The sequence below is a fragment of the Enterococcus sp. E5-37 genome, assembly GCF_035726925.1.
Classification (GTDB): domain Bacteria; phylum Bacillota; class Bacilli; order Lactobacillales; family Enterococcaceae; genus Enterococcus_B; species Enterococcus_B faecium.
The window spans coordinates 175,017-200,183 of sequence record NZ_JAPMLG010000001.1 but is presented as its reverse complement, the minus strand read 5'-3'; the positions used below and the strand labels follow the sequence as shown (position 1 = coordinate 200,183).

Genomic DNA, 25,167 nt, shown 5'->3' with positions numbered 1-25,167 from the left:
TTTTCCTCCAATCTCAATACTATTCTAGTGCCGAAGCTCCGGCAACAATTTCGGTAATTTCTTGGGTAATAGCCCCTTGTCTTGCACGGTTATAAGAAACCGTCAGCTCATCAATGATATTAGCAGCATTATCAGTTGCTGTTTTCATTGCTGTCATACCAGCAGCATGTTCTGCTGTTTTGGCGTCAACGATCGCACCGTAGATCAAACTTTCAGCATACTGAGGCAATAACTGAGACAAGATTTCTTCTTTTGAAGGTTCAAAAATATATTCTTGTTCGAAAGTAGTTGCTTCTTCTGGATCTAAGTCTGAGATTGGCAGCATTTTTTCTACACGAAACTGACTAGTTAGCGAATTGATATGATGGTTATAACATACGTATAATTCATCGAATACTTCGTTTTGGTACATAGTTGTTGCCATATTTACGATTTTGCGGACTTCATCAAAGCTTGGCTGATCAGATAGATTGCGCAGCTCATATGCTAGATTGATACCGCGTGCTTTAAAGAAGTCTGCACCAGTTCCGCCAATTGCGATCATCACGTAATCATCGGGTGATTGGTGGTCTTCTTCTAAAATAGACATCGTTTGTTTCAATATCGAGCTGTTATATCCACCGACTAAACCGCCATCTGCAGTGATGACGATATAACCAGTTTTCTTAACAGGACGGCTGAGCAGCATGCTGTTGTAATTGATATCCCCTCTAGGATTTTCTGAGGCAATATCATTTAACTGAGTAGCAGTCAAATGCGTAACGATTTCTCTTACTTTTGTTGCATAAACCTGAAACTTCTGTGAAGAAGCTTCAGATTTTGTCAACTTAGAAGCAGACACCATCTGCATTGCCCGCGTGATTTGGCTCGTTTTTTTCGTTGAAGCGATACGTGTCTTGATTTCATTTAATGAAGCACCCATTCATCTCACCTCACTATGCATTTTGAATGGATTTCAATTTATCTTCTGTAGAGGAATTATTTCCTTTTGTAGCTAAGAACATGTCTTTATATTCCTGAATCGCACTGTTCAACGCTTCTTCTTCTGGAAGATCTTTTGTTGTACGGATTGTTTCAAAGATATCTGAATGATTGGTATCCAGATATTCGAATAATTCATGTTCGAAGTCTAAAATACTGTCTACAGGGATACTATCTAAGAATCCATGTGTCAAAGCATACAAAATCACTACTTGTTTTTCAACAGCTAGCGGTGCATGCAATTTTTGTTTCAAGATTTCTACTGTACGGCGTCCACGATTTAGTTTTGCTTGTGTTGCTGCATCCAAGTCAGAACCGAATTGTGTAAATGCTTCTAATTCACGGTAACTTGCTAAGTCTAGACGTAAAGTCCCAGCAACTTTTTTCATTGCTTTGATTTGCGCAGAACCCCCTACACGAGATACAGATAGTCCGGCATCAACCGCTGGACGAGTCCCTGCGTAGAACAAGTCGCTTTCTAAGAAGATTTGTCCATCAGTGATCGAAATAACGTTTGTTGGGATATAAGCAGAGATATCTCCAGCTTGTGTTTCAACAAATGGTAAGGCAGTCATTGAACCGCCACCTAAATCATCACTTAATTTTGCTGCACGTTCCAATAAGCGTGAGTGTAAGTAGAAAACATCCCCTGGATAAGCTTCACGACCTGGTGGACGGCGAAGTAGCAAGGAAAGTTCACGATAAGCAACAGCTTGTTTTGAAAGATCATCAAAAATGATCAAGACATGTTTCCCGTTGTACATGAACTCTTCACCCATTGCAGTACCAGCATATGGTGCGATATAAAGCAACGGCGCTGGTTGAGACGCACCGGCATTCACAACGATTGTGTAATCCATTGCGCCATATTTTTTCAATGTTTCAACTTGTGTACGAACTGTAGAATCTTTTTGTCCGATTGCTACATAGATACAGATCATATCTTGACCTTTTTGGTTGATGATCGTATCGATCGCAATGGAAGTTTTCCCTGTTTTACGGTCACCGATAACTAATTCACGTTGGCCGCGTCCGATTGGTACAAGAGCGTCGATTGCTTTTAGACCTGTTTGCATTGGTTCGTTAACAGATTTACGTTGCATAACGCCTGGTGCCATTGCTTCTACTGGACGAGCTTTGTCAGTAACGATTTCACCTAGTCCGTCGATTGGCTGACCTAGCGGATTAACTACCCGTCCGATCAAGGCCTCTCCAACTGGAACTTCCATGATCTTTCCTGTTCGTTTTACTTTATCTCCTTCACGAATGGACTCGAAATCGCCAAGGATAATGATACCTACATCATTTGATTCTAAGTTTTGCGCCATTCCGTATGAGCCATTTGAAAATTCAAGCAACTCACCACTCATCGCGTTTTCTAAACCATGTGCACGAGCGATCCCGTCACCTACATAAGTTACGGTACCGATTTCTTCGACTGAAAGCACGTTTTGATAATTTTCAATTTGTTCTTTAATCAAGGCACTAATTTCTTCTGCTTTGATGGCCATTCGATTCACCTACCTCTTTGTACTATCTATTTAATTGATTACGCATATTTTCTAATTGCGTGCGAATGCTTCCGTCGATTACTCGATGGTTAGCTTCAACAATCGCGCCACCAATAATAGAAGAATCAACGATTTGTTTTAATTCGACTGATTGATAGTTCATTGTTTTTGCAACATTCTTTTCTAATTGTATTCGTTGTTCGTCTGAAAGTGGAACTGCTGTTGTGACACTTCCCAACAGCAAACCTTGATGTTCATCATATCGACGTTCATATTCTTCGATCATGAACAAAAGATCATCCATTCGGTTATACGCATAAACAACTTCTAAAAAGTTTTTAACGATTCCATCATAGCCACTAACAAGCTTGTCCATGATTTCTCGTTTTTCATGAGGTTCTAGACGAACATCACTTAACATATTACCTAATCCAGGTACTTGTTCATAGATTTGACGTAAGCTTACGAGATCTTGATAGATTTCTTCTGCTTGATTTGAATCGATCGCCAGTTCAAATAAAGCTTTCCCGTAACGTCTTCCTACTGTATATTTATCTAGTTTCATTTGAAGAACCTAGACCTTCGATATATTGATTGATTAATGATTCGTGCATTTCTGGAGATAATTCTTTGTTCAAGATTTTTTCCGCGATTTGAAGAGATAGTTCTGCAACATCGTCTTTTACAGAGTTCAGCGCTGAATCACGTTCTACAGTGATATCAGCTTGGGCTTTACTTTTTAGACGAGCTGCTTCTTCTTGAGCATCCTTCAAAATATTTTGGCGGCTTAATTCTCCACTTTCTTTCGCATTTTTGATGATATCAGCTGCATCAGAACGAGAGGCTAACAATTGTTGTTCGCGTTCTTGTTCCATTTTCGCTGAGTTGATGCGAGATTGTTCTGCAGAATCCAAATCATTGGCGATCTTGTCTTCACGTTTTTTCAAAATATCGCTGATTGGTCCCCAAGCAAAATGCTTCAAGAGAGCCAGTAGTATCAAAAATGAGCCGCTGACAACGATGACATTTCCTAACATCGCATTGCCAACTTCTGCAATTGCCAATTGATTCAGCATAGGCGAGCCTTCCTTTCTTTGAAGTACTTCTAGTTTTCATGTAAAAAAGCAGTAACAAACCAAATTGTTTCTGCCTTAATACTGATTCAATTAAACACCAAAAACTAGAATCAAGGCGACAACTACCCCTAAGATAGGAACAGCTTCGACTAGAGCTACCCCGATAAACATTGTTGTACGGAATTGACCAGACATTTCAGGTTGGCGAGCCATTGATTCGATTGTTTTAGAGATAACTTGACCGTTACCATAACCGGCTCCGATTGCTGCTCCCATGATTGCGATTGCTGCTGCGATATAATTCATAATTGTTTTCCTCCTAAATTAGATAAATAGTAGTTTGTTTTTAAAACGAATATTATTCTTCCACTTCAATCTTATGGCTCATATAAACCATAGATAAAGTAACGAAGACAAATGCTTGGATGCTTCCGATAAACAAGGAGAATGCGATCCAGACCATCTCTAATGGAATTGCTAACGGCAATGAGAACCAGCCTAAGCTTATTACCATTTTTGCAATCAAGGTTAGCAAAACTTCCCCCGCATAAATATTCCCATAAAGACGTAAAGCAAGTGTTAATAAGTTTGTAAATTCTTCAATCAGTTTCATCGGAAACATAAAACTATATGGTTTCAAGAACGAATTTACGAAATATCCTTTGAAGCCTAACTTTTTCACCCCAAATAAGTGAGTAAGTAAGATCATTATAAATGCCAAAGTTAAAGTAACAAACGGGTCTGCTGTCGGGCTTTTCCAAAGTGTTGTTTCGTTAGGTAAAACGATTTTTGTTACTAAACCGATGTTGTTTGCAACAAAAACAAATAAAAACAATGTAAATGCCAACAAATGGAAATTGCTCAATTCTTTTCTAGGCAGATTATCTGTTACGATTCCTCGACTAAAATCAATGACCCATTCTATCGCATTTTGTTTGCCTGTTGGTTTCAACTTAAGATTTCTTGTAAAAAAGTAAGCTAAGAAGAAAACAATCAAACAGGTCAGTAACACCATTATACAAACTGTACCATCAAACCAAATTGGTCCAATGTGGAACGTTAGCGAGCGTTCATCCAATCCATTTCACCTCTTTTCCCCGAAATTCACATAAAATCAATTCATGTGCGTATCTGGTTTTTTCCAATCGGTTTCTAACCACACGGTATCATACCACCATGAAACAGAAAATTCAAAACATTTTCATGAAAATTAGACACTTTTTTATTTCAGTCAAAAACGAAGCGAATTTTTCTTTATACACGGTGCTCCTGATCTAAGAAAAAACCTATGATAATCATGTTTTATCAGATTAAATGCTAACAAATTTTATCATTAAGTAAAAGCAAAAGCACCGAATATGCGAAAAAGGATAATGAAATTATCTAGAGAAATTTTTTAATGTTCGATCAATTTGTCGATCGATATCTTTTCGTTTCAAATCTTCCCGTTTATCATACGATTTTTTCCCTTTTGCCAGACCAATCAATACCTTGGCATAGCCGTTACGAATATAGACTTTTAAAGGAACAACAGTGATCCCAGTATTTTTCAATTCATTTTCAAGACGGATGATTTGTTTTTTGTGTAATAATAACTTTCTCGTGCGCAACGGATCATGATTAAAAATATTTCCTTGTTCATAAGGACTGATATGAACATTATGCAAGAAAGCTTCTCCGTTGCGGACGCGAATAAATCCATCTTTTAGATTGATCCGGCTGTTTCGTATCGACTTGATCTCGGTTCCTTGCAAGACCATCCCTGCTTCCATCGTGTCGATGATCGAATAATCATGGCGAGCTTTCTTGTTTTGTGCAATTAATTTTCCCTCGCCTTTTGGCATAGCTGTTTCCTCCAACTCATTTTATTTTTTCTTTTTCTTCTTTTTAACACCTTTGTAAAATGGCTTCTTCCCTTTTTTCTTACCGAACGTTTGCTTACTATCGCTATATCGTTTGTTCTTCTTGCCATTTCTTTCTGGGCGTTTTCCTGCTTGTTTTCCTTCGCGTTTTCCTGATTTTCCATTTCGTATTTTTGGCCGTTCCAACGCTGTAACCTCTTCTGCGGAAACAAGTTCAAAATCTACTGCCCGTTCATCTGGATCAGCTTTGACTACTTTTACTCGCACTTTCTGTCCGATTTTAAAAGTCAGACCAGTTCTTTCACCTACAAGAGCTAAATGATTTTCAACAAAATGGAAGTAGTCCTGTTTCAATTCATTGATATGGATCAATCCTTCTACTGTATTCGGCAGTTCGATAAACAGGCCGAATTTCACAACAGAGCTGATGATCCCATCGAATTCTTCTCCCACTTTGTCCATCATGAATTCTGCTTTCTTCATGGAATCTACTTCACGTTCTGTTTCTACTGCACGACGTTCCATCTTAGAACTATGATCTGCAATTTCAGGAAGTTCCGCAGCCCACGAACTTTGATTGCTTTCACTTTTATCTTCACTGTAAGAACGGATCAGACGATGGACGATTAGATCGGGATAGCGTCGAATAGGAGATGTAAAGTGTGTGTAGTAATCTGCCGCTAAGCCATAATGCCCAAAATTGTCTTCTGAATAGCGTGCTTGTTGCATGCTTCTTAGCAACATAGTATTGATAACTGCAGCTTCTGGTTTGTCTTCTACTCCTTCGATCACATGCTGTAAATCTTTTGGTGTGATCGTTCCTTTCGTTCCTCGGACCAGAATGCCCAAAGCTGAAGCAAAATCAAAGAAGCGCTGCATTTTTTCTTCTTTTGGCTGTTCATGGATTCGGTAAATAAACGGCAGATTTAATTTATTATAATGTTCAGCTACCGTTTCATTGGCCGCAAGCATGAAAGATTCGATCAAGCGTTCACCAATTCCTCTGCTTCTTAGCTGGATGTCATTTGGGTGTCCTTCAGCATCAACAAGGATTTTCGCTTCGCGATCCTCAAAAGAAATCGCGCCACGTTTGATTCGCATCGTTTCAAGGATTCGATGCAATTCACCCATTTCTTGGAACATAGGTACGAGCTGAGCATAGCGTTGCATCGTTTCTTCGTCTTGATCTTCTAAGATTTGATTGACAGCTGTGTAGGTCATCCGTTCTGTTGTTTGGATCACACTTGGGAAAATATCATGAGAGACTACTTGTCCATTTGGATCAATCTCCATTTCGCAACTCATGGTCAGCCTTGGAACATGGGGATTCAGTGAACAGATACCATTCGATAAACGTTGCGGGATCATCGGAATCACTCGATCAGTCAAATATACACTTGTCCCTCTTTCATATGCTTCTCTGTCCAATTGACTGCCTTGTGTCACATAGTAAGAAACATCTGCAATGTGTACTCCAAGAAAATAATTACCGTTATCTAATTTTTTAACCGTAACTGCATCATCTAGATCTTTTGCATCTTCTCCATCAATCGTAACAATGAGCTGATTTCTTAAATCTCTACGTCCAGTTATATCCTTTTCGCTGATTTGATCTGGAACTTCATCTGCTTCAGACAATACATCATCAGGAAATTTCGTAGGGATACCATTAGCCACGACAATTGAGAGGATATCCATGCCAGGGTCATTCTTATGACCAATCACTTGCTTGATTATCCCTTCTAAACTAGTCGCATACCCTTTTTCAGGGTAATGGGTCAGTTCGATCAGCACAATACTTCCGTCAACTGGACGAACTCCCTCTGCTGCTGCATATACTTTAAATTGGTTGAGCTTTCTATCTTTCGGGATAACAACGCCGTAAAGATCCGTTTCTTGTATTTCTTCTTCTGAATAAGCAACGAATTCCCCTGCTAACTGAGTAGTCGCCCGGTCTCGAATCTCGACTACTTTCCCCTCTGCTCCGCGATCCATATCTGTATTTGCTCGCTTCATGATATCGATTGCTACGGTGTCTCCATCCATTGCAAAACCAGTCGCTTCTTTTGGGATATAGATGTCATCTTCTTCGGGATCAATCGTTACAAATCCAAATCCTCGTTCATTTGCTCGAAATGTTCCTTCGATCAAGATTGGTTTTAAAGGAAGTTTCACTTTTCCTTTTTTATTGAAAACTATACTCTGTTCTCTTTCCATTTGAGCAATCGTTTGTACTAGTAATTTAAAATCATCGCTTTTTTGGAACCCTAAACCTTCAGCGATTTCTTCCATAGAAAAACTGCGTTTGCGACTGCTTTCCATGAAAAAGAGAATTTTCTCTTTTATCGTTTCTTTTGTCATATTTATTCCTCATTCCAAGGTAATTTTTCTAAAAATTCCAAGACGTCTTTTTCTAATTCGCGTCTTGCTGTACCAACTGTAATCACATGACCACTTTCAGGATACCATTGAAGTGTCACTCGCTGACGGCTCAACTTGCGTGCAGTTTCAAATACGCCATTAGGGTCGATCATTTCATCTTTCCCAGCTTGAGCTAAAAATATCGGCTGTTGGATATCTGACAACCTACTTTCTACGATTGCTGCCTGATCTTGTATATCCATTAATTGTTGTTCAGCTAACGAGCGGTAAGCAACTGCTTTTTCATTGATTTCTTTCTCTGATTTACCTGCTGTCTTCAGCACTTGACGTACGTATTTTTCAAAGTTTTCAGGCACGTTTGTTTTTACAGGAGACAAAGGCGAACAGAAAAAACCGCCGCCAATCACTGATTCTTCTTCTAGTGCTCGTACAGCAAAGATGCCGCCCATTGATAATCCTAATACGGCAATATCAGAAAACTGCTCAGACTGTAAAAAATGGATGGCTTTTTTAGTGTCTGCCCACCAGCTTTCTGCTTTTTCTTGCAAAATATCATATGGCTCCATTGTTCCGTGTCCTTTAAAAAGCGGCGCATAAACTGTATAATCTGCTTTTTCCAAAAATCGTGCGAGCATTCGAACATCGTTTGGACTTCCTGAGTAAGCGTGAAGCAGCAAAACCGCTCGCTTTCCATGTTTTGCATAAAGGGGTTTTGGTAATTGTCTCACTCGTCTCACCTCTTTCGCCTCATTTTACCATAGTTTCTTTCATAACTTCTTCTTAAGCGTTCTCTTTGCAATAAAAAAAGCCGCCCGCCGTTTTGCGAGAGGCTTATTCAACTACTTCGAAGATAAATATGCTAGGACAAATAATAAGATCATCCAGATAGCTCCCATAACTGCAGTTGATCGCTGCATGACAGCTTCAAAGCCGCGAGCTTTTTGTTTGCCGAATAGTTGATCCGCACCGCCGGTAAATGCACTCGCTGCACTATTTTGCTTGCTTGGCTGCATCATAATCGCAATGACCATAACAATCGATAAAACGATCACGATTCCCAAAATTAAATTATACATATCGCAGCCTCCTTCCCAAAAGATATCGTCTCTTTAACTTTATCATAGATAAAAGTCCGTGACAACTCTATATAAATGGAATAACAGCTGAAAGTTCAAAACTTTCAGCTGTTATTCTTATGACTGACGTAAGACGTCTTGATATTCTGGTTTCTTTTCAAACTCTTTTTTTGCATAAGGGCATAAAGGAATGATCTTTTTCCCGTCTCGTCTTGCTAATTCTACTCCAGTATACACTAGCTTTTCAGCTAACTTTTGACCACGATATGCTGGATCTACAAATGTATGGTCAATGATCATGATGTCTGGGCCCGCATCTGACCATGTCATTTCTCCGATCTCTTGTTGTTCATCATTGAATAAAGCAAGACGATTTTTTTCTTCTTTGATTTCCATATGCCGCACTCCTCAAATAACTGATATTTTTTTATTCCTACCTTATTTTAGCAGTCTCCTGATCTATAAACAATTATTTATCCTCGAATTACTTACAAAAAAGAAGAGAAAATTAATTCATCGTTATTCTTTGTTCAATAAATGAAAAAATCACTGTCCAATAGGTTTTCGGATCTTTCATCGATGCTTCCAAGTGTTCTGCTTCTGGAACAAGCAGCAGTGCTTTATCCCCTGCCGTAGCATTTTGAATCGTGTACGCTGCTTCTGTAGGGACAAAATGATCTCTTTCACCATGAATGACCAATAAAGGCAGATGGTTGCTGCCAAGCTGTCTCGTAGCTGATGCTTGCTTTAAGGAGTAACCGGCGTATTTCTGGGCATAATGATTCGCATATCTCATGACCATTTTTTTAGGAAAGACAGTGATTTTACTTAACATATATCGGAATTCTGCATAAACAGAAACATATCCGCTGTCTAAAATAAATCCTTTGACCGCTGATGGAAGTTTTTCACCACTTGCCATCATGATCGTAGAAGCTCCCATTGATCCGCCGTGTAAAATAATGGACGCATTCGGCTGTTCATCTAAGATGAGTTGGATCCAGGCAATTAAATCTAGCCGATCTAGCCATCCCATTCCGATGATTTCTCCTTCACTTTCTCCGTGCGCACGTAAATCAGGTACAAGAACGTTGAATCCTTTCTCTGCATATCTTTTACCTATATGAGACATGTCTCTTTTCCCTGTGCTTCGGTAATCATGTACGCAAATGACCCATTTATTCTGCTTATTTGGATGGATGAACATCTGACCAGCTAGTTTCAACCCGTCATAACTTTTGATTGTTTTGGGTGTTCCCTGCTCCCAAAAGCTTTCACACTCTTCTTCTAATTTTTGTCGTTTTTTTTCTACTGACGTGACTGCAGCAGGGTCCATCAAACGATGACCAGTGTCTTCATACCAGTCATATCCTCTCTGTACTCCCGCTCTTACTAATTTCTTTGCATAAAAATAAGAAAGAAAATGGTAACTGATCCCTATAATTATCAGAATAAGAATGAAATAAAAAATAACCATTGTACACCCGCCGCTTTCTGCCAAACTATAATCTAACTATTATCCAATGTACCGATCCATAGGATTCTTTATTTTCGGCACACGTAAATTCCATTTCTTTTTCATTGTATCATTTACTTAAAGTTCTCCTCAATAGATTTACTTGTAAGAGAGCATTTACATTCGCAATAAAAGCCAGTATACTAATTTCGTGCATTATAATCAAGACGCTCGTCTTGGACTGGTTCGGAAACTTCCCAGAATAAAAAACTAAGTATCTCTAAAGAAAGGAGATTGGAAATAATGCGAAAAGTAATTATTGATTGCGATCCAGGGATCGACGACACTTTAGCTTTATCATTAGCTGTCAAATCCCCTGATATCGAAGTAGTTGCTATTACCGTAGTTTGTGGGAATGTCCCTGCAGATATAGGTACGCAGAATGTGCTGAAATGCCTGGAACGCTGTGATCGTTTAGACATTCCTGTTTATCAAGGAATGGAAAAACCTTTGAAGCAACCTTTCATCAGTGCACAAGACACTCATGGTATGGATGGTTTAGGGGAAACAAATTTCCCGATGATCTTGAGAAAACAGGCAGAACCTCTCCATGCCGTTGATTTTTTGGCTGATTATTTCAAAGAAAAGACAAATACATCAGTCATTGCTTTGGGTCCTTTGACCAATATCGCTTTTGCTTTGAAAGTCAACCCAAATATTGGGAAACATATGGATCGTTTTGTCTCGATGGGTGGAACTTACAAAAGCCATGGTAACTGTTCGCCAGTTGCTGAATACAATTACTGGTGTGATCCTGAAGCAGCTTCTTATGTATTCGAGAATCTCAAACAAACGATAGAAATGGTTGGGTTAGATGTGACAAGAGAAATCGTCTTGACACCGACTATCCTCGAATACTGCTGTCAAATGAATCCTGAAGAGGGAGAGTATCTAAAAGCGATCACTCGTTTTTATTTTGACTTCCACTGGAAACAAGAAAGAATTTTAGGATGTGTCATCAATGATCCGTTAGCTGTTGCTTATTTTATCGAGGGGGCCATCTGTGAAGGTTTCAAAAGCTTCACTGCTGTGGAAACTCAAGGAATAAGTCGTGGACAAACATTGGTTGATCGTTATGAATTTTGGCAGAAACCTGCTAACAGTAAAATTATGACAAAAGTAGATACTCGTCTTTTTTTCCGAAAGTTTTTAACCGTTCTTTTAAATGCACAAGAAGAAACGATTATGAAAGATTTGGAAAGGTTAAAGATGGGCTAACAAAATGAATAAAAACAAAATGGCAACTCGCGTACTTACAGTGATGGCTTTGTGTATTGGGATCAATTATATTGGAGGAACGATTGCTTTATGGCTTCGTTTGCCAATCTATCTCGATTCTATCGGAACGATTTTTGCTGGTACATTGCTTGGGCCTGTACCTGGAATGCTGACAGGATTGTCCAGCGGTATTTTAAGTGGAGTGACTACAGATATTTTTTCTCTGTATTATTCGCCAATCCAAATTCTCACAGGCTTGCTTGCTGGATTGATTTTGCCAAGATATCTCGGCAAAGATAAAAACAGCTTGAAACTGTTATTACTCGCTTTGATTTTGTCGGTACCTGGAACGATCGTTTCTTCGATCATTACCGTTCAGTTATTTGGCGGGATCACCTCCTCAGGATCCAGTATGATCGTTCAGCTATTACATGGGTTAGGTTTAAGTCAGACAACAAGTGTGATCTTGGTACAGGCAGGTACAGACTACCTTGATCGTTTGTTGTCTATCGTCGTTGTTTCATTAGTCATCACTATGTTGCCACAACGCTTGATATATTCAAAAAGAAAAATAGGCTGAATAAACAGAGCTGGATTAGCAAAATAATGCTAATCTGGCTCTGTTTTTTCATTTATTAAAAAAATCTTACGCTAAGTAGGATAAAATAATTCCTTGATATTTTTCAATCATATCCAAATAATTATCGATTTCAACATACTCATCTACTTGATGAGGCAAAGTAACGACACCAGGCCCAAAGACGACAAAGTCGAAGGAATGGTTAGCTTTCGTAAATTCGGCTGCATCCGTTGTTGCTGCCGCTCCAACTAAAGGTAATGGCTGGCTGAATTGTTGCTGAATGCAATGAATCAAAGGAGAATCTGGATCAGCTTTGACAGGTATTTTGTTGTAATCGATCATCAATTCCAAATGATAGTCTGTCTCTTGATTCAATTCATTGACGATTGATTGCAGCAATGCAATGATTTTATCATTTGGGTATTCTGGAATCGATCGAATGTTCCCTTGGAGCTGCGCATGGCTTGGGATGCTGTTGACTTGATTCCCGCCACTGATCAATGTAACATTATGGATTGTTTTTCCTAGGACAGGATTCTCGATTGTTTCAGCGAGGTGATTCATTTCAGCATTTGCTTTCGTAATGAATTCATTTAGGTGATTGATTGCATTATAACCTTGGTCTGGCATAGAGCTATGCGCTTCTTTTCCGTGCGAGGTGACTGTATAGTTGATTGATCCCATGTGCGTATACATCAAACTGTAATTGGTTGGCTCTCCGATGATCAAGGCATCTAAGTCATCTACATAGCCTGCTTTCGTGAGCTGTTCCCCACCTAGTTCACCCACTTCTTCTCCGACAGTGGCTAATAATTTGACTGTTCCGTTAAATGGTTTTCCTGACTCTTTCAGTTCGATCATGGCAATCACCATTGCTGCCAAGCCACTCTTCATATCTGTAGCACCACGTCCGTACAAACGGTTCCCATGGATTTCTGCTGCAAAGGGTGCATAGGTCCAAGACGATTCATCACCAGCCGCCACGACATCCATATGCCCAGATAGGCCTAACACTTTTCCTGATTGGCCCTTTTGGTAACGAGCAATCAAATTATCTCTACCATCTCTGTAAGAAACAATCTCTCCTGTTATGTCATGCTTTGCCAAAAGCTTATTCAAATAGGCTGCTACTTCACCTTCGTTTCCATTCACTGATTTAATTCGGATGATCTCTTGTAAAATCGCGATTTTTTCTTCTTTTTTCATCTAATTCTCTCCCTTGCCATTTCTTTTTATTGTATTTGAGTGTGCTCGAATTTTCAAATAGGAGCAACCAAAGTAAAAATGAAGAAAGAGAGCCACTTTATGAAAAATATGCTGCTACTTCCCTCCTATTTTATTTATACGAGAGGACTTGCTCATAGATTCCTATTCTACTGTTCTATCCTTAAAAGCTCTTATATGATGCTAGTTATTGTTAGCTTTCCTTTTTCAAGGATGATCTTTTCTTGTACCATTCTTTGTAAACATCATATACAGAAGCTAGTTGCAAAAAAAACTCTCTACCTGCTGATATTTCAGCAAGTAGAGAGTTCGATTACTTAACTAAGTGATCATACTCGACTATCTTTCAATAGTCGATCATGTATCTTCATTAGAAAAGAATTATTTGTTTTTTAAGTTGTAGAAAGATTTCAAACCTTTGTATTCTGCAACTTCACCAAGTTGGTCTTCGATACGTAGTAATTGGTTGTATTTAGCAATACGGTCAGTACGTGATAGAGAACCAGTTTTGATTTGGCCAGCGTTTGTTGCAACAGCGATATCAGAGATTGTTGAATCTTCTGTTTCACCAGAACGGTGAGATACAACTGCTGTGTAGCCAGCTTCTTTAGCCATTTCGATAGCTTCGAAAGTTTCTGTTAATGTACCGATTTGGTTCACTTTGATAAGGATTGAGTTAGCAATTCCTTTTTCGATACCTTCAGATAATTTTTGAGTGTTTGTTACGAACAAGTCGTCACCAACTAATTGAACTTTGTCGCCTAATACGTCAGTTAATTTCTTGAATCCGTCCCAGTCGTTTTCGTCTAATCCGTCTTCGATTGAGATGATTGGATATTTAGAAACTAATTCTTCGTAGAATTTGATCATTTCGTCAGTTGTTTTTTCGCCTTCGCCTGAATCAGCTAGTACGTAAACACCTTTTTCTTTGTCGTAGAATTCTGAAGAAGCAGCATCCATAGCAAGAACAACGTCTTTACCAGGTACATAGCCAGCTTTTTCGATTGCTTCGATGATTACTTCAAAACCTTCTTCGTTTGAACCAAGGTTTGGAGCAAATCCACCTTCGTCACCAACAGAAGTTGCTAATCCGCGAGCTTTCAAGATTGAAGCTAATGCGTGGAATACTTCAGCACCCATACGTAGAGCTTCTTTGAATGTTGGAGCGCCAACAGGCATGATCATGAATTCTTGGAAGTCGATTGAGTTATCAGCATGTGATCCGCCGTTGATGATGTTCATCATTGGTGTTGGCAATACTTTTGTGTTGAATCCGCCTAGGTAGTGGTATAAAGGTACTTCTAGGTAGTCAGCAGCTGCACGTGCAACAGCGATAGAAACACCTAAAATAGCGTTCGCACCTAATTTACCTTTGTTAGGAGTTCCGTCTAAAGCGATCATAGCTTTGTCGATAGCCATTTGGTCACGAACATCGTAGCCAATGATTGCTTCAGCAATGATGTTGTTTACGTTGTCGACAGCTTTAGTTACACCTTTACCGCCATAACGAGCTTTGTCTCCGTCACGTAATTCAACTGCTTCGTATTCACCAGTTGAAGCACCTGAAGGAACCATTCCGCGGCCAAAAGCTCCGCTTTCTGTGTATACTTCTACTTCGATTGTTGGGTTACCACGTGAGTCTAAGATCTCGCGAGCGTAAACATCAGTAATAATTGACATGTTTTGTCTCTCCTTTGAGTTTGTTTTTTCCTAAGGGATTTCCCTCATATACGATTTTAGTTAATTTTGCTCATTAGTGCAAACATTTCTTGCATTTTTCGCAAATTTTCAACAATTATTTTACAGCGTCTAACAATGACAAGAATGAATCTGCTTGCAAGCTTGCGCCACCGACTAAAGCACCGTCAACATTTTCTTTTGCCATGTATTCAGCAATATTTTCTGGTTTTACAGAACCGCCGTATTGGATACGAACTGCTTCTGATACTTCTTTTCCATAAAGTTTTTCAACTGTTTGACGTACAACTCCACAAATTTCGTCAGCGATTTGTGCGTCAGCTGATTTACCAGTACCGATTGCCCAGATTGGTTCATAAGCAATAACCATGTTTGACACTTGTTCAGCTGAAAGATCAGCTAAACCAGCTGTAATTTGTCCTTCGATCCATTCAGCAGTTTTGCCTGCTTCATAGGTTTCTAAAGATTCGCCACAGCATAGGATTGGTGTCATACCATTTGCAAAGATAGCTTTCGCTTTTTTATTGATGTCTTCGTCTGTTTCATGGAAATATTCACGACGTTCTGAATGTCCGATGATCACATAATGAACACCTAGATCAGCAAGAGCTGCTGGTGAAGTTTCACCAGTGAACGCACCTGAGTTTTCCCAGTAGCAGTTTTGTGCTGAGATTTTTAGTTCTGTACCTTCAGCTGATGTCATTAATTCTTGTAAGAATAATGCAGGAGATCCGATGACTGAATCAACTTTGTCATTTGAAGGGATTTTGTTTTTTACTGCTTCAGCAAATTCTTTTGCTTCTGATGCAGTTTTGTTCATTTTCCAGTTACCTGCGATAATAGGTTTACGCATTGAGGAACACACTCCTTAATTTATTGAAAAATGGCTAGGGAGTCATGAAAACTCCCTTCACCTTTTGATCGATTACTCGTCAGAATTGAGCAAACTTGGTCGTTTATTTATCGTTGATTGCTGCTAGTCCTGGTAATTCTTTACCTTCAAGCAATTCCAAGCTTGCGCCGCCACCTGTTGAGATGTGTGTGAATTTGTCAGCAAATCCTAATTGTTCTGCTGCTGCGGCTGAGTCTCCGCCACCGATGATTGTTGTTGCGCCTTCTAAGTTAGCGATTGCTTCACAAACACCGATTGTACCTTTAGCAAAGTTACTCATTTCAAATACACCCATAGGTCCGTTCCAAACAACTGTTTTTGCACCTTGTAATGTATCAGCAAATAATTTTACTGATGCTGGGCCGATGTCTAAAGCCATCAAACCATCAGGAATGTCTCCTTCGATTACTTGTGTTTCAACATCATTTGAAAATTCTGGTGCACAGACATTGTCGATTGGCAAGACAAGTTTGTCGCCTGCTTTTTCGATTAATTCTTTTGCTAGTTCCACTTTATCAGCTTCTACTAGAGAGTTACCGATCTTGATTCCTTTTGCTTCGTAGAATGTGTAAGTCATTCCGCCACCGATCAAGATTTTATCTGCTTTAGGAATCAAGTTTTCGATTACGCCGATTTTATCAGAAACTTTTGCGCCACCAAGGATTGCAATCATTGGTCGTTTTGGTTCTTCTACTGCTTCACCGATGAACTTGATTTCTTTTTCCATCAAGAATCCAGCAACTGTTGGGATACCAGTTGAAGCGATACCTACGTTAGAAGCATGTGCACGGTGAGCTGTACCGAAAGCATCGTTAACAAATACATCGCCTAATGAAGCCCAGTATTTACCTAGTTCTGTATCATTTTTGCTTTCTTTTTTACCGTCAATATCTTCAAATCGTGTATTTTCGAATACGACAACGTCGCCGTCATTCATGTTGCGGATTGCTTCTTCTAATTGTTCTCCGCGAGTTTCAGGTACGAATGTTACTTCTTTACCTAATAATTCGCCTAGACGTTTTGCAACTGGAGCTAAAGATTTTCCTTCTTTATCTTCTTCTGTTTTTACACGTCCAAGGTGAGAGAAAAGGATTGCTTTTCCGCCTTGTTCTAGAACGTAGTTGATTGTTGGCAATGCTGCTTTGATACGAGTGTCGTCAGTGATCACGCCGTCTTTCAAAGGAACGTTGAAGTCAACACGGACAAGAACTTTTTTGTCTTTTAAATCGATATCTTTCACTGTTTTCTTAGCCATTTTATTTCCTCCTGAATAAACTTATTATCAAAAAAAGCGGAAGAAGCGCGATTGCTTCCCCGCTTTTAAATGTACATGTCTATAATTTACACTTGTACGTTTGTCTATCTTATAAGTTAGCGAAGTATTCTAAAGTACGTACTAATTGTGCAGTGTATGACATTTCGTTGTCGTACCAAGCAACAGTTTTAACTAATTGTTTGTCGCCAACTGTCATTACTTTAGTTTGTGTAGCATCAAATAATGAACCGTAAGTCATACCAACGATATCTGAAGAAACGATTTCGTCTGTGTTGTATCCGTAAGATTCGTTTGAAGCTTCTTTCATTGCTGCATTGATTTCGTCAACAGTTACTTCTTTTTCAAGAACTGTTACTAATTCTGTTAATGAACCTGTTGGTACAGGAACACGTTGAGCAGCTCCGTCTAATTTACCGTTCAATTCAGGAATTACTAAACCGATAGCTTTAGCAGCACCTGTTGAGTTAGGAACGATGTTTGCAGCAGCAGCGCGTGCACGGCGGAAGTCACCTTTAGGATGAGGTCCGTCTAGAGTCATTTGGTCACCTGTGTAAGCGTGGATAGTTGTCATTAATCCTTCAACAACACCAAATTTGTCGTTCAATGTTTTAGCCATAGGAGCTAAACAGTTAGTAGTACATGAAGCACCTGAGATAACTGTTTCTTTACCAGTTAATGTTTCGTGGTTTGTGTTATAAACGATTGTTGGAACATCGTTTCCGCCAGGAGCAGAGATAACAACGCGTTTAGCACCAGCTGTTAAATGTTTTTCAGCTGCTGATTTAGAAGTGAAGAAACCAGTACATTCTAGAACGATATCTACGCCTAGTTCGCCCCATGGTAATTCTTCTGGGTTGCGGTTAGCTAATACTTTAACTTCTTTTCCGTTTACGTTGAATGAACCTTCATGAACTTCAACTGTTCCGTTGAAACGTCCTTGAGTTGTGTCGTATTTTAACAAGTGTGCCAACATTTTAGCATCTGTCAAGTCGTTGATTGCTACTACTTCGATTCCATCTACATCTTGGATACGACGGAATGCTAGACGTCCAATACGTCCAAAACCATTAATACCTACTTTAACTGTCATTTAAGATTTCCTCCTTATGAAAATCAAAAAAATATTTATTTTAAAGGGTTACCCCTTTTAAAATCTCATTTGCAGCAGCTTCATCAGTGATGAGCCACGTTTGTTTTGGTGCATTTTTCATATAAGCTCGAATTGCTTTGGCTTTTGATTTTCCGCCCGCGATTGCCATGATGATCGGGACTTTTTCCAAATCTTGCAATTCTATGCCGATTCTAGGGACCTTATAAACGACTTCACCTTTTTCATTGAAAAAGTAGCCAAAAGATTCCGCAACAGCATTTGCTTGTTTCAGCATGACTAATTCTTTTTCAGTCATCTTACGACGTGCTGCCATGTGTAATGCACGCCCAATACTATGAATAACACAATTCGCTTCACTAATCAAGTTTAAGACTTCTTGGATAGATGGCTCATTGAGTAAAGAATTGTAAGTTGCCAGACTTAATTGTTCCGGAACATAAAGTGCACGGTGGTTACCGTTTGCTTTAGCAGCCATTCTTGCACTGACAGAATTTGCCTGTACAGTTATCGCTTCACCAATCCCGCCTCTTGCAGGGACAAACAGGTTATGCCGTTTCTTATTTTCCAGATTAGACAATTGTTCGGCTACCACAGCCATAGTAGTTCCTCCCATCACAGCGATGATATTCTCGCCTTCTGGAAGTAGTCGGTCTAGGGCTTCGCTCAGCGCTTCGCCGAATGCATCAGCCACTTTGGTCTGCTCTTCGCTGTTTCCTGAAACAACGATACAGCGTTGGTTACCAAAATATTCTGCCAACTGTTGTTCGGTTTGATGCGTACCTAAAAGCTGATCCATGAAGTTTTCAAGGCTTTGATAAACTTCTTCGCCCTTAGTTGTCAGCGTCATACCGCTTTTTGAGGTGTCGATCAAATTCAGATTTTTCAAAAGGTCTGTTTCTGTTCGTAATACTCGTTCTGTGATCCCCATACTTTCCGATAAACTTCGACGTCCAATCGGCTGCATCCAATAGATATTTCGTAAAATTTTATAGCGTTCTTGCAACACTTCGATAATATCTGGTGCAACAGATTCAATCATTTTTATTTCATCCAGCATAGCGATCTCCTTAGTTGGACACTTTACGTCCAATGTAGACTTAAAACGACCCATATACGATAAAAAAAGAAATTAACTATTCAAATTTCACATCAATAAAGGGAAATCTCAACCTCACGACTGTAAGTCTAACAGTTTTTTTCTCGTTTTTCAACTAAAAAGACTAGAAAAAGTGAAATACTTTTTCTAGTCTTTTGACTGATTAGTTATCATAACGTTTTCTTTTTGATGAACTCGGGATTCCTAATAAATCACGATATTTTGCTACTGTTCTTCTTGAGATTACTATCTCGTCTTTTTTCAGCAATTCAACCAATTTCTGGTCAGACAACGGCTTGTTTTTGTCTTCTTGATCGACTAATTCCTGCAGCTTTTTCTTCGCTGTATCTGCTGAAAGGTCTTCTGTCTGTTCTGTACTATTCGTAGGAATTCGTGTAGTGAAAAATTTTTTTAATTCAAATACACCGAAATCTGTTTCCAAATATTTCCCGTTGACTGCACGACTGACCGTGGATTCATGCACATCTATCTCAGTTGCAACTTCCTTTAACGTAAGAGGCTTGATTGGACGTTCCTTGTCGATAAAGAAAGCTTTTTGCCGGGAAACAATGACTTGAGCAACCCGCAAAATTGTATCCCCACGTTGGAGGATCGTTTTCTTCAACCATTCGAATTCCTGTTTCCGTTCTTTTAAATAATTTTCAGTTTCTTTATCTGCTTGTTGTGACATTTGTTTGAAGTAACTCTCTTGAAAGCGTATATTTGGCTGATTTTTTCGGTTTGAGATAACTTGTACATTTTTATCGTCGTCCACTAATACCCGGACATCAGGAATAATGTACAATTCGCTGCTACGGTCGAAAATCCGGCCAGGGCTTGGACTCAACGTTTGTAAATAGTCGAATATCTGCTGAACAGCATGTAGATCAACAGAAAAACGTTGTGCGATTTCTTTCCATTTTCGCTCCACCAGTTCCTCAAAACATTCTTCCAACACGATATAAGCTAATTCCGGCGCATAATCATCTCGTTCTGTTTGAAGCATGAGACATTCTTGCAAACTACGTGCACCTACTCCAGCTGGTTCTAATTGCTGAATCAGAGTCAACGCATCGAGCATTTGGATAGGCGTAGCTCCAATCTCTTTTCCGGCTTCTTCTAAACTAATCGTCAAAAATCCGTTCAAATCGATGTATTCTACAAGATAAAGAACGATTTTCCTCAAAAAAGTATCTCGGTAATTCAAATGGACTTGTTCGATCAATGAATCAAATAAAGACCCTTTTGTATCAGGAATCTGATTTAGGTAATTTGTCTCTTCTCCTTCATAAGAAGATGAAGAAGCTTTTATGTAATCTGGCTGCCATTCCGGCTCAACAACTTCCACCAATGGATTTTCCATTGCTTGATTCTCAACGAATGCCAACAGCTCCTCACTGTTATATTGTAAAACTTGGATGGACTGTTGCAACTGTTGCGTCATGGCTAGTTTCTGTGTCTGCTGCTGTTTTTGTGAAAAATTTTGCTCAAATTTCATTTTTTTGTCCAATCCCCTTGTAATTTTTTATCTGTTTAGTTACAATTATCCCAGTGCTTGCGTCCTTAGTGTAGTGGATATCACGTAAGATTCCGGTTCTTGAGACGGGGGTTCGATTCCCTCAGGACGCGTTCTACTGCTATTTTAGCATAATTTACGAATAGTTGCTTCTTTATTTTTAAGTGAAAACTGTCCGCCAAAGAAAATTGGTGGACAGTTTTTTGTTGTATCTGTATAGATATTGTTAAGCCTTTGCAAGTAAGGTAGTTATGTGTTCAACTACTTATTAAAATGTGTTATTTATTAAAGATACTTGTCTCACTTACTGAACTGGCCGATGATCGTTTCTGCCATAGTAGTTCTCGACAGCCGTTGGATGTCCTAATAAATCCCCCACTGTCGTGATGCGATAGCCTTGCTCTTTCAGATAATCGATCACTTGAGGAACGGCACGAATCGTTTCAGGATAGATATCATGGAATAAAATAATTGCCCCATCGTATACTGTTGCTTGGATCTTCTGCAAAATCAAGTCAGGATTTCTTGTCTTCCAATCTTCTGAATCAACAGACCATTCGATGATCGGTCGCTGGATGATCGTTGCTCCTACATTCGTGACAGAACCATAGGGCGGACGAACAAAAGTGGGGGTTTTGCCAGTGACTTTTTTGATCTCAGTGTCTGCTTTCGTCACTTCCTCCGTCATCGACTGGGCAGAAAGAGTGGCCAGATTCTGATGATCGTATGTGTGATTGCCAATCTCGTGCCCTGCTTCAGCTGTCTGCTTCACGATTTCAGGATGTTGCGCCGTATTTTCTCCTAAGACGAAAAAAGTGGCATGCACGTTTTTTTCTTTTAAGATTCGCAGAAGCTGCGGCGTTGTGGTCGCTCCTGGTCCATCATCAAAGCTGATGGCAATACTTTTGACAGCCGTATCTCGGCTCGTTTTTGTACTGTCTTGTGTTGATTGTGATGACTGACTTTGTACCTTTTTCGCTGATTCTTGAATGGCTTCTTTGACGTTAGCTGTTTCAGTTGATTGGCTTTTAATGGTTGATTGTTCTGATTGTTTGAAAGATTGTGACGAATGCTCCGAAGAGTGTGTTTGTCCTTTTACTTCGGTGATCAAGGAGGCCACCGAAGTAATTTCGAAAAACAAAAGCACGGATAAAGCAATAATACTGATAACTAAATAATTTCTTTTCACTATATCTCTTCTTTCTCTTTTTCTCTTCTTATTATTTACTTGTACTTACTTGAAAATTGAAACTGCTAGTCGCAACTACTTCTCGTCTAATGATCCAAATAATCTTCCGATGCCAAAATCGTTTTTGTCACGGACTTAGGAATGACAAATTCTGGTGTACCCATATAACCAGGAGCAATTTCGTATTGAGAAAAAGTCAAAACTAATTGATGCTCTTTGTTCAAATAAAAACTTCGTGTAGGCGTAACAAGTGTTGGTTTTTCTATCGTCCCTTCTTGAATATCTTGCTCAGTCCAATAGTACTTAGATGGATCTTCCTTGACTTGTTCGGCCATCTGCCGTTTGACTTCTTTTGTCAAAACAGATAGATAGGTGTCATCTTTGAATAAAAGTGGAAGTGAGAGCTGGACACTGTTTTTCTTGTCGATTGTGTCGTATCTTTTTTCAACATGGCTATCTGCTGCTGTTTGGGTGATCTGCCTTTCAATCACGAGAAACCGGTTATCGTCTACGATTTTCTGATAATCTCCCAAAACTTGGTAATGATCCGTTTCAAAATTTCCATATTCTTTTTCAGCTTTTTCAAAATCTGCTTGTCCTTCGCGAAAGTATTTTTGATTTAATCCATGAATTGTTTTATTTTCTTTCTCATTTTGTGTATTGATCTTCAGTACCTGAATATCGATTTTTTCAGATCGATCAGTAAAGCGTTCGCCTAAGATCAATTCAATGACTGATCCTAAGATGGGTAAATCTTCTGCAAAGCTTCGAACTTGACTATTAAAAAGAAGGCTACTTGTTGTAATCACTACGATAGCCAAAGATACTCCGAACCCTTGGAGACGTCTCTTTCTCCGCCTTGCTTTTATAAATGATTGCTCTTCGATAATAAAACGCTGGCGGATCTCCTCTTTAAGCCCTTTGGGAATTGCTTGTTCTTTATAAGTTTTCTTTAGTTTTTTTAAATTTTCTTTTTGGGAATACATGGCACTCTTCTCTCCTTCATTCTAGGATTTGACGTAAAGCATTCAATGAGCGGTACATTTTCGTTTTAACTGTGTTTTCATTCATATCCAAGATAGTTGCAATTTCTTTCAAACGAAATCCTTCAAAAAAGTAGAGGATCAGAATCTCTTTTTCCGGACTGTCTATTTTATCTAAAATCATATGGAGCTCTGCAACGGAAGTTTCTAAAGGTAACTGTTGGGGGATATCTTGAATTTCAAATAAGTCCACAGGCGTCCTTTTTTGTCTGCGCCAACTATCTAATGCCGTGCGGATCAATATCCGATAAAACCATGCACTAAAATGCTCGATCTCTTTTTCTTTTTCAAAATAGTTCAGGGCTTTATGAAAACTATCTTGCATCACATCTAAGGCCTCTTCTTTATCATGTACGTAATTCATCGTGATACGGAACATTTTTTGATAATCAGTTTCGATGAGTCCATTCAGCAGGTGACGGTATTTTTCGATCTGCCGTTTTTTCTTATATCCAGTAAAAATCATTCTCCACTCCTTTCTGCCTCACTTAATATGACGTACAAGGTGCGCTAAAAGTTTCAATTTTTTTATTTTTTATGTATTTACTTGGGATTTTTATATACAAAAAAGAAGGTGTGACAAAAATCGTGTCACACCTCCTTATTCTGATAGGCTGATCGTCTCTGTCACAACCTCTCGTAAGAAAATAATGTTTATTCTTTTTCAGAGTCAGAAAATTCTTCCTCTTCATAATCTTCATCATCATCGTCTTCGTCTATGATACTTAAATCTTCTTCGATATTTCCTGGCAAGTCTTCTTCATCATCTGTCGGGTCATCTGCTCCGATTTCTTGCAAGTCAGAATTATAAGCAGCGATTTCTTCATCTTCATCATCATCGTCATCAAACAGATCATCGTCATCTTCTTCTGTCAGATCTGTATCTTCTGGGTCATCGTCATTGTAATCGATCGCGTCTTCATCATCATTGATAAAGGCGTTGACTTTCTTGCGTTTACGGCGACGTGGAGTATCTTCATCCTCTTCGTCCATTCCATGGTTTACTTCTTCATCGATCGAATCGATAGCATACCATGAACGCAAGCCCCAACGATTATCCCCTAATGAGATAAAGCTGCCGTCAATATTCAAGTCAGTATAAAATTGTGCGAGTGAATCACGAATTTCACTGTCTGATTTCCCAAGATAGTTTTGGATCTGGTTAGCTAAATCAGAAAAATCCATGACATCGCCACGTTGTTCTAAGATCGCGTGTGCTACTTCGATCATTGATAATTCGCTTTTGTTTGCACCTTCAAATACACTAATTTCCAATCAGGACACGTCCTTTCACAGTCTACTCCTTATCATACAAAATCAGACACAAAAAATCAAACTTTTCTTTTATATTTACGCTGTAAAATCCAAGGTCAAATAATATTCGCCGATTTTTTCCGGTCCCATGAACAGATCATAATCGATTCGAACCTTCCCTGCTGTGGGACGGTCTTTCAAACTAACATGCAGTTCTTTCGTAAAAGTAGCAATCTGGATCATACCGTATGGTGTTCGATAGGATGTTTCTAACCGTTCTTTATAGCCAAATTTCAAACGCATCCGCATTTCTCCTGCACGGATCAGCTGTACATGACCATCTGGAACTAATTTGATCGTTACAGGAATCTCATCGCCCGTCTCCTCCTGAATCTCTTTATAACGTATGTACAGCGTATCGCCAATTGTCACCATTTGCCCTTTCAAATCAAAATAAAAATCTTGCACTTCCCCTTGCTGTTTTACTTTTGTACGCAATTTGATTGAAATCGGTGTTCCTTGTGATAATTCCATTATTCATTCTCCTTTACTTCTCATAGCTACATTGTTCCTAGTTTCTTTTGTTTTGTCAACCAACTTGTCCATTTTTACAGAAAACCTTTTTTCCAAAACAACTCTTTGATTTTAGAGTATAATATTGTAGAA

Annotated in this window: 26 protein-coding genes, 1 tRNA gene and 1 riboswitch; of the genes, 3 read left to right on the top strand and 24 right to left on the bottom strand. The window is 39.1% G+C overall.

The genetic code is table 11. The features are described 5' to 3' along the window. Window positions 1–19: 19 nt before the first annotated feature. The 12 genes from OS138_RS00945 to OS138_RS00890 form a co-directional block, all read right to left on the bottom strand. Complete coding sequence (locus OS138_RS00945) at window positions 20–922, bottom strand: F0F1 ATP synthase subunit gamma (protein ID WP_002292792.1); 903 nt, start codon at window positions 920–922, stop codon at window positions 20–22. A gap of 13 nt (window positions 923–935) precedes the next feature. Then, window positions 936–2,492 carry a F0F1 ATP synthase subunit alpha gene (gene atpA, locus OS138_RS00940; protein WP_002289008.1) on the bottom strand — a complete coding sequence of 519 codons (1,557 nt, stop codon included), beginning with the start codon at window positions 2,490–2,492 and terminating at the stop codon, window positions 936–938. Between the two features lie 22 nt (window positions 2,493–2,514). Beyond that, window positions 2,515–3,057, bottom strand: coding sequence for a F0F1 ATP synthase subunit delta (locus OS138_RS00935; RefSeq protein ID WP_002289009.1), 543 nt, complete (start codon window positions 3,055–3,057; stop codon window positions 2,515–2,517). Then, a complete protein-coding gene (gene atpF, locus OS138_RS00930; protein WP_002289010.1) occupies window positions 3,044–3,568 on the bottom strand; it encodes a F0F1 ATP synthase subunit B in 525 nt (174 codons plus the stop codon). The genes OS138_RS00935 and atpF overlap by 14 nt, the downstream gene beginning before the upstream one ends. Window positions 3,569–3,658: 90 nt before the next feature. After that, window positions 3,659–3,874: an ATP synthase F0 subunit C gene (atpE, locus tag OS138_RS00925; protein ID WP_002289011.1), complete on the bottom strand. Its 216-nt coding sequence runs from the start codon at window positions 3,872–3,874 to the stop codon at window positions 3,659–3,661. A gap of 52 nt (window positions 3,875–3,926) precedes the next feature. Beyond that, on the bottom strand, window positions 3,927–4,646 hold the full coding sequence (gene atpB / locus OS138_RS00920; RefSeq protein WP_002289012.1) for a F0F1 ATP synthase subunit A: 720 nt from the start codon (window positions 4,644–4,646) through the stop codon (window positions 3,927–3,929). 301 nt (window positions 4,647–4,947) lie between these two features. Continuing rightward, window positions 4,948–5,412 (bottom strand): SsrA-binding protein SmpB, encoded by a 465-nt coding sequence (gene smpB, locus OS138_RS00915; RefSeq protein WP_002289013.1) that lies wholly within the window; start codon window positions 5,410–5,412, stop codon window positions 4,948–4,950. A gap of 21 nt (window positions 5,413–5,433) precedes the next feature. After that, on the bottom strand, window positions 5,434–7,791 hold the full coding sequence (gene rnr, locus OS138_RS00910; RefSeq protein ID WP_002299412.1) for a ribonuclease R: 2,358 nt from the start codon (window positions 7,789–7,791) through the stop codon (window positions 5,434–5,436). Window positions 7,792–7,793: 2 nt separating this feature from the next. Next, window positions 7,794–8,549 carry an alpha/beta hydrolase gene (locus OS138_RS00905; protein WP_002304573.1) on the bottom strand — a complete coding sequence of 252 codons (756 nt, stop codon included), beginning with the start codon at window positions 8,547–8,549 and terminating at the stop codon, window positions 7,794–7,796. Between the two features lie 102 nt (window positions 8,550–8,651). After that, entirely contained in the window at window positions 8,652–8,888 is a 237-nt protein-coding gene (gene secG / locus OS138_RS00900; protein ID WP_002289017.1) for a preprotein translocase subunit SecG, read from the bottom strand. Window positions 8,889–9,005: 117 nt separating this feature from the next. Beyond that, window positions 9,006–9,284 carry a GNAT family N-acetyltransferase gene (locus OS138_RS00895; RefSeq protein WP_002296443.1) on the bottom strand — a complete coding sequence of 93 codons (279 nt, stop codon included), beginning with the start codon at window positions 9,282–9,284 and terminating at the stop codon, window positions 9,006–9,008. A 112-nt stretch (window positions 9,285–9,396) separates the two neighbouring features. Continuing rightward, window positions 9,397–10,365, bottom strand: a complete 969-nt coding sequence (locus OS138_RS00890; RefSeq protein WP_002289477.1) for an alpha/beta hydrolase — start codon at window positions 10,363–10,365, stop codon at window positions 9,397–9,399. Window positions 10,366–10,579: 214 nt separating this feature from the next. After that, window positions 10,580–10,624, top strand: a riboswitch (PreQ1 riboswitch). Between the two features lie 23 nt (window positions 10,625–10,647). Between OS138_RS00890 and OS138_RS00885 the strand changes: the two genes are divergently transcribed. Both OS138_RS00885 and OS138_RS00880 read left to right on the top strand, forming a co-directional pair. Further along, window positions 10,648–11,622 (top strand): nucleoside hydrolase, encoded by a 975-nt coding sequence (locus OS138_RS00885; protein ID WP_002296444.1) that lies wholly within the window; start codon window positions 10,648–10,650, stop codon window positions 11,620–11,622. A 4-nt stretch (window positions 11,623–11,626) separates the two neighbouring features. Then, on the top strand, window positions 11,627–12,202 hold the full coding sequence (locus OS138_RS00880; protein ID WP_325069586.1) for an ECF transporter S component: 576 nt from the start codon (window positions 11,627–11,629) through the stop codon (window positions 12,200–12,202). 66 nt (window positions 12,203–12,268) lie between these two features. Here the strand turns inward: OS138_RS00880 and OS138_RS00875 are convergent, their stop codons facing one another. The 7 genes from OS138_RS00875 to rpoN all read right to left on the bottom strand — a co-directional run bounded on the left by OS138_RS00875 (window position 12,269) and on the right by rpoN (window position 20,997). Beyond that, window positions 12,269–13,408 carry an ArgE/DapE family deacylase gene (locus OS138_RS00875; protein WP_002295137.1) on the bottom strand — a complete coding sequence of 380 codons (1,140 nt, stop codon included), beginning with the start codon at window positions 13,406–13,408 and terminating at the stop codon, window positions 12,269–12,271. Between the two features lie 399 nt (window positions 13,409–13,807). Next, complete coding sequence (gene eno / locus OS138_RS00870; protein WP_002292812.1) at window positions 13,808–15,106, bottom strand: phosphopyruvate hydratase; 1,299 nt, start codon at window positions 15,104–15,106, stop codon at window positions 13,808–13,810. A 115-nt stretch (window positions 15,107–15,221) separates the two neighbouring features. Beyond that, entirely contained in the window at window positions 15,222–15,977 is a 756-nt protein-coding gene (gene tpiA, locus OS138_RS00865) for a triose-phosphate isomerase (RefSeq protein WP_002292815.1), read from the bottom strand. Window positions 15,978–16,080: 103 nt separating this feature from the next. Beyond that, window positions 16,081–17,271: a phosphoglycerate kinase gene (locus tag OS138_RS00860; protein WP_002295135.1), complete on the bottom strand. Its 1,191-nt coding sequence runs from the start codon at window positions 17,269–17,271 to the stop codon at window positions 16,081–16,083. A 109-nt stretch (window positions 17,272–17,380) separates the two neighbouring features. After that, a complete protein-coding gene (gap, locus tag OS138_RS00855) occupies window positions 17,381–18,382 on the bottom strand; it encodes a type I glyceraldehyde-3-phosphate dehydrogenase (protein WP_002292818.1) in 1,002 nt (333 codons plus the stop codon). 40 nt (window positions 18,383–18,422) lie between these two features. Continuing rightward, window positions 18,423–19,514 carry a sugar-binding transcriptional regulator gene (locus tag OS138_RS00850; protein WP_002321448.1) on the bottom strand — a complete coding sequence of 364 codons (1,092 nt, stop codon included), beginning with the start codon at window positions 19,512–19,514 and terminating at the stop codon, window positions 18,423–18,425. A 148-nt stretch (window positions 19,515–19,662) separates the two neighbouring features. Continuing rightward, the gene (rpoN, locus tag OS138_RS00845) at window positions 19,663–20,997 is read right to left on the bottom strand and encodes an RNA polymerase factor sigma-54 (protein WP_002297773.1); all 1,335 of its coding nucleotides are present in this window, start codon (window positions 20,995–20,997) and stop codon (window positions 19,663–19,665) included. A 59-nt stretch (window positions 20,998–21,056) separates the two neighbouring features. Between rpoN and OS138_RS00840 the strand changes: the two genes are divergently transcribed. Beyond that, window positions 21,057–21,128: transfer RNA gene (locus tag OS138_RS00840), tRNA-Arg, on the top strand. A gap of 191 nt (window positions 21,129–21,319) precedes the next feature. Here the strand turns inward: OS138_RS00840 and OS138_RS00835 are convergent. The 5 genes from OS138_RS00835 to OS138_RS00815 all read right to left on the bottom strand — a co-directional run bounded on the left by OS138_RS00835 (window position 21,320) and on the right by OS138_RS00815 (window position 25,035). Then, on the bottom strand, window positions 21,320–22,204 hold the full coding sequence (locus tag OS138_RS00835; protein WP_002334122.1) for a polysaccharide deacetylase family protein: 885 nt from the start codon (window positions 22,202–22,204) through the stop codon (window positions 21,320–21,322). A gap of 86 nt (window positions 22,205–22,290) precedes the next feature. After that, complete coding sequence (locus OS138_RS00830) at window positions 22,291–23,190, bottom strand: RsiV family protein (protein WP_325069585.1); 900 nt, start codon at window positions 23,188–23,190, stop codon at window positions 22,291–22,293. Between the two features lie 16 nt (window positions 23,191–23,206). Then, window positions 23,207–23,713 (bottom strand): RNA polymerase sigma factor, encoded by a 507-nt coding sequence (locus OS138_RS00825; protein ID WP_002295126.1) that lies wholly within the window; start codon window positions 23,711–23,713, stop codon window positions 23,207–23,209. Between the two features lie 188 nt (window positions 23,714–23,901). After that, a complete protein-coding gene (gene rpoE / locus OS138_RS00820; protein ID WP_002292825.1) occupies window positions 23,902–24,522 on the bottom strand; it encodes a DNA-directed RNA polymerase subunit delta in 621 nt (206 codons plus the stop codon). Between the two features lie 75 nt (window positions 24,523–24,597). Then, the gene (locus OS138_RS00815; protein WP_002295125.1) at window positions 24,598–25,035 is read right to left on the bottom strand and encodes a DUF1934 domain-containing protein; all 438 of its coding nucleotides are present in this window, start codon (window positions 25,033–25,035) and stop codon (window positions 24,598–24,600) included. Window positions 25,036–25,167: the final 132 nt, after the last annotated feature.

Coding starts and splice junctions, on each gene's coding strand:
- OS138_RS00945 (WP_002292792.1), bottom strand. CDS start 922: ATGGGTGCTTCATTAAATGAAATCAAGACACGTATCGCTTCAACGAAA.
- atpA (WP_002289008.1), bottom strand. CDS start 2,492: ATGGCCATCAAAGCAGAAGAAATTAGTGCCTTGATTAAAGAACAAATT.
- OS138_RS00935 (WP_002289009.1), bottom strand. CDS start 3,057: ATGAAACTAGATAAATATACAGTAGGAAGACGTTACGGGAAAGCTTTA.
- atpF (WP_002289010.1), bottom strand. CDS start 3,568: ATGCTGAATCAATTGGCAATTGCAGAAGTTGGCAATGCGATGTTAGGA.
- atpE (WP_002289011.1), bottom strand. CDS start 3,874: ATGAATTATATCGCAGCAGCAATCGCAATCATGGGAGCAGCAATCGGA.
- smpB (WP_002289013.1), bottom strand. CDS start 5,412: ATGCCAAAAGGCGAGGGAAAATTAATTGCACAAAACAAGAAAGCTCGC.
- rnr (WP_002299412.1), bottom strand. CDS start 7,791: ATGACAAAAGAAACGATAAAAGAGAAAATTCTCTTTTTCATGGAAAGC.
- secG (WP_002289017.1), bottom strand. CDS start 8,888: ATGTATAATTTAATTTTGGGAATCGTGATCGTTTTATCGATTGTTATG.
- OS138_RS00895 (WP_002296443.1), bottom strand. CDS start 9,284: ATGGAAATCAAAGAAGAAAAAAATCGTCTTGCTTTATTCAATGATGAA.
- OS138_RS00890 (WP_002289477.1), bottom strand. CDS start 10,365: ATGGTTATTTTTTATTTCATTCTTATTCTGATAATTATAGGGATCAGT.
- OS138_RS00885 (WP_002296444.1), top strand. CDS start 10,648: ATGCGAAAAGTAATTATTGATTGCGATCCAGGGATCGACGACACTTTA.
- OS138_RS00880 (WP_325069586.1), top strand. CDS start 11,627: ATGAATAAAAACAAAATGGCAACTCGCGTACTTACAGTGATGGCTTTG.
- OS138_RS00875 (WP_002295137.1), bottom strand. CDS start 13,408: ATGAAAAAAGAAGAAAAAATCGCGATTTTACAAGAGATCATCCGAATT.
- eno (WP_002292812.1), bottom strand. CDS start 15,106: ATGTCAATTATTACTGATGTTTACGCTCGCGAGATCTTAGACTCACGT.
- tpiA (WP_002292815.1), bottom strand. CDS start 15,977: ATGCGTAAACCTATTATCGCAGGTAACTGGAAAATGAACAAAACTGCA.
- OS138_RS00860 (WP_002295135.1), bottom strand. CDS start 17,271: ATGGCTAAGAAAACAGTGAAAGATATCGATTTAAAAGACAAAAAAGTT.
- gap (WP_002292818.1), bottom strand. CDS start 18,382: ATGACAGTTAAAGTAGGTATTAATGGTTTTGGACGTATTGGACGTCTA.
- OS138_RS00850 (WP_002321448.1), bottom strand. CDS start 19,514: ATGGGTCGTTTTAAGTCTACATTGGACGTAAAGTGTCCAACTAAGGAG.
- rpoN (WP_002297773.1), bottom strand. CDS start 20,997: ATGAAATTTGAGCAAAATTTTTCACAAAAACAGCAGCAGACACAGAAA.
- OS138_RS00830 (WP_325069585.1), bottom strand. CDS start 23,190: ATGTATTCCCAAAAAGAAAATTTAAAAAAACTAAAGAAAACTTATAAA.
- OS138_RS00825 (WP_002295126.1), bottom strand. CDS start 23,713: ATGATTTTTACTGGATATAAGAAAAAACGGCAGATCGAAAAATACCGT.
- OS138_RS00815 (WP_002295125.1), bottom strand. CDS start 25,035: ATGGAATTATCACAAGGAACACCGATTTCAATCAAATTGCGTACAAAA.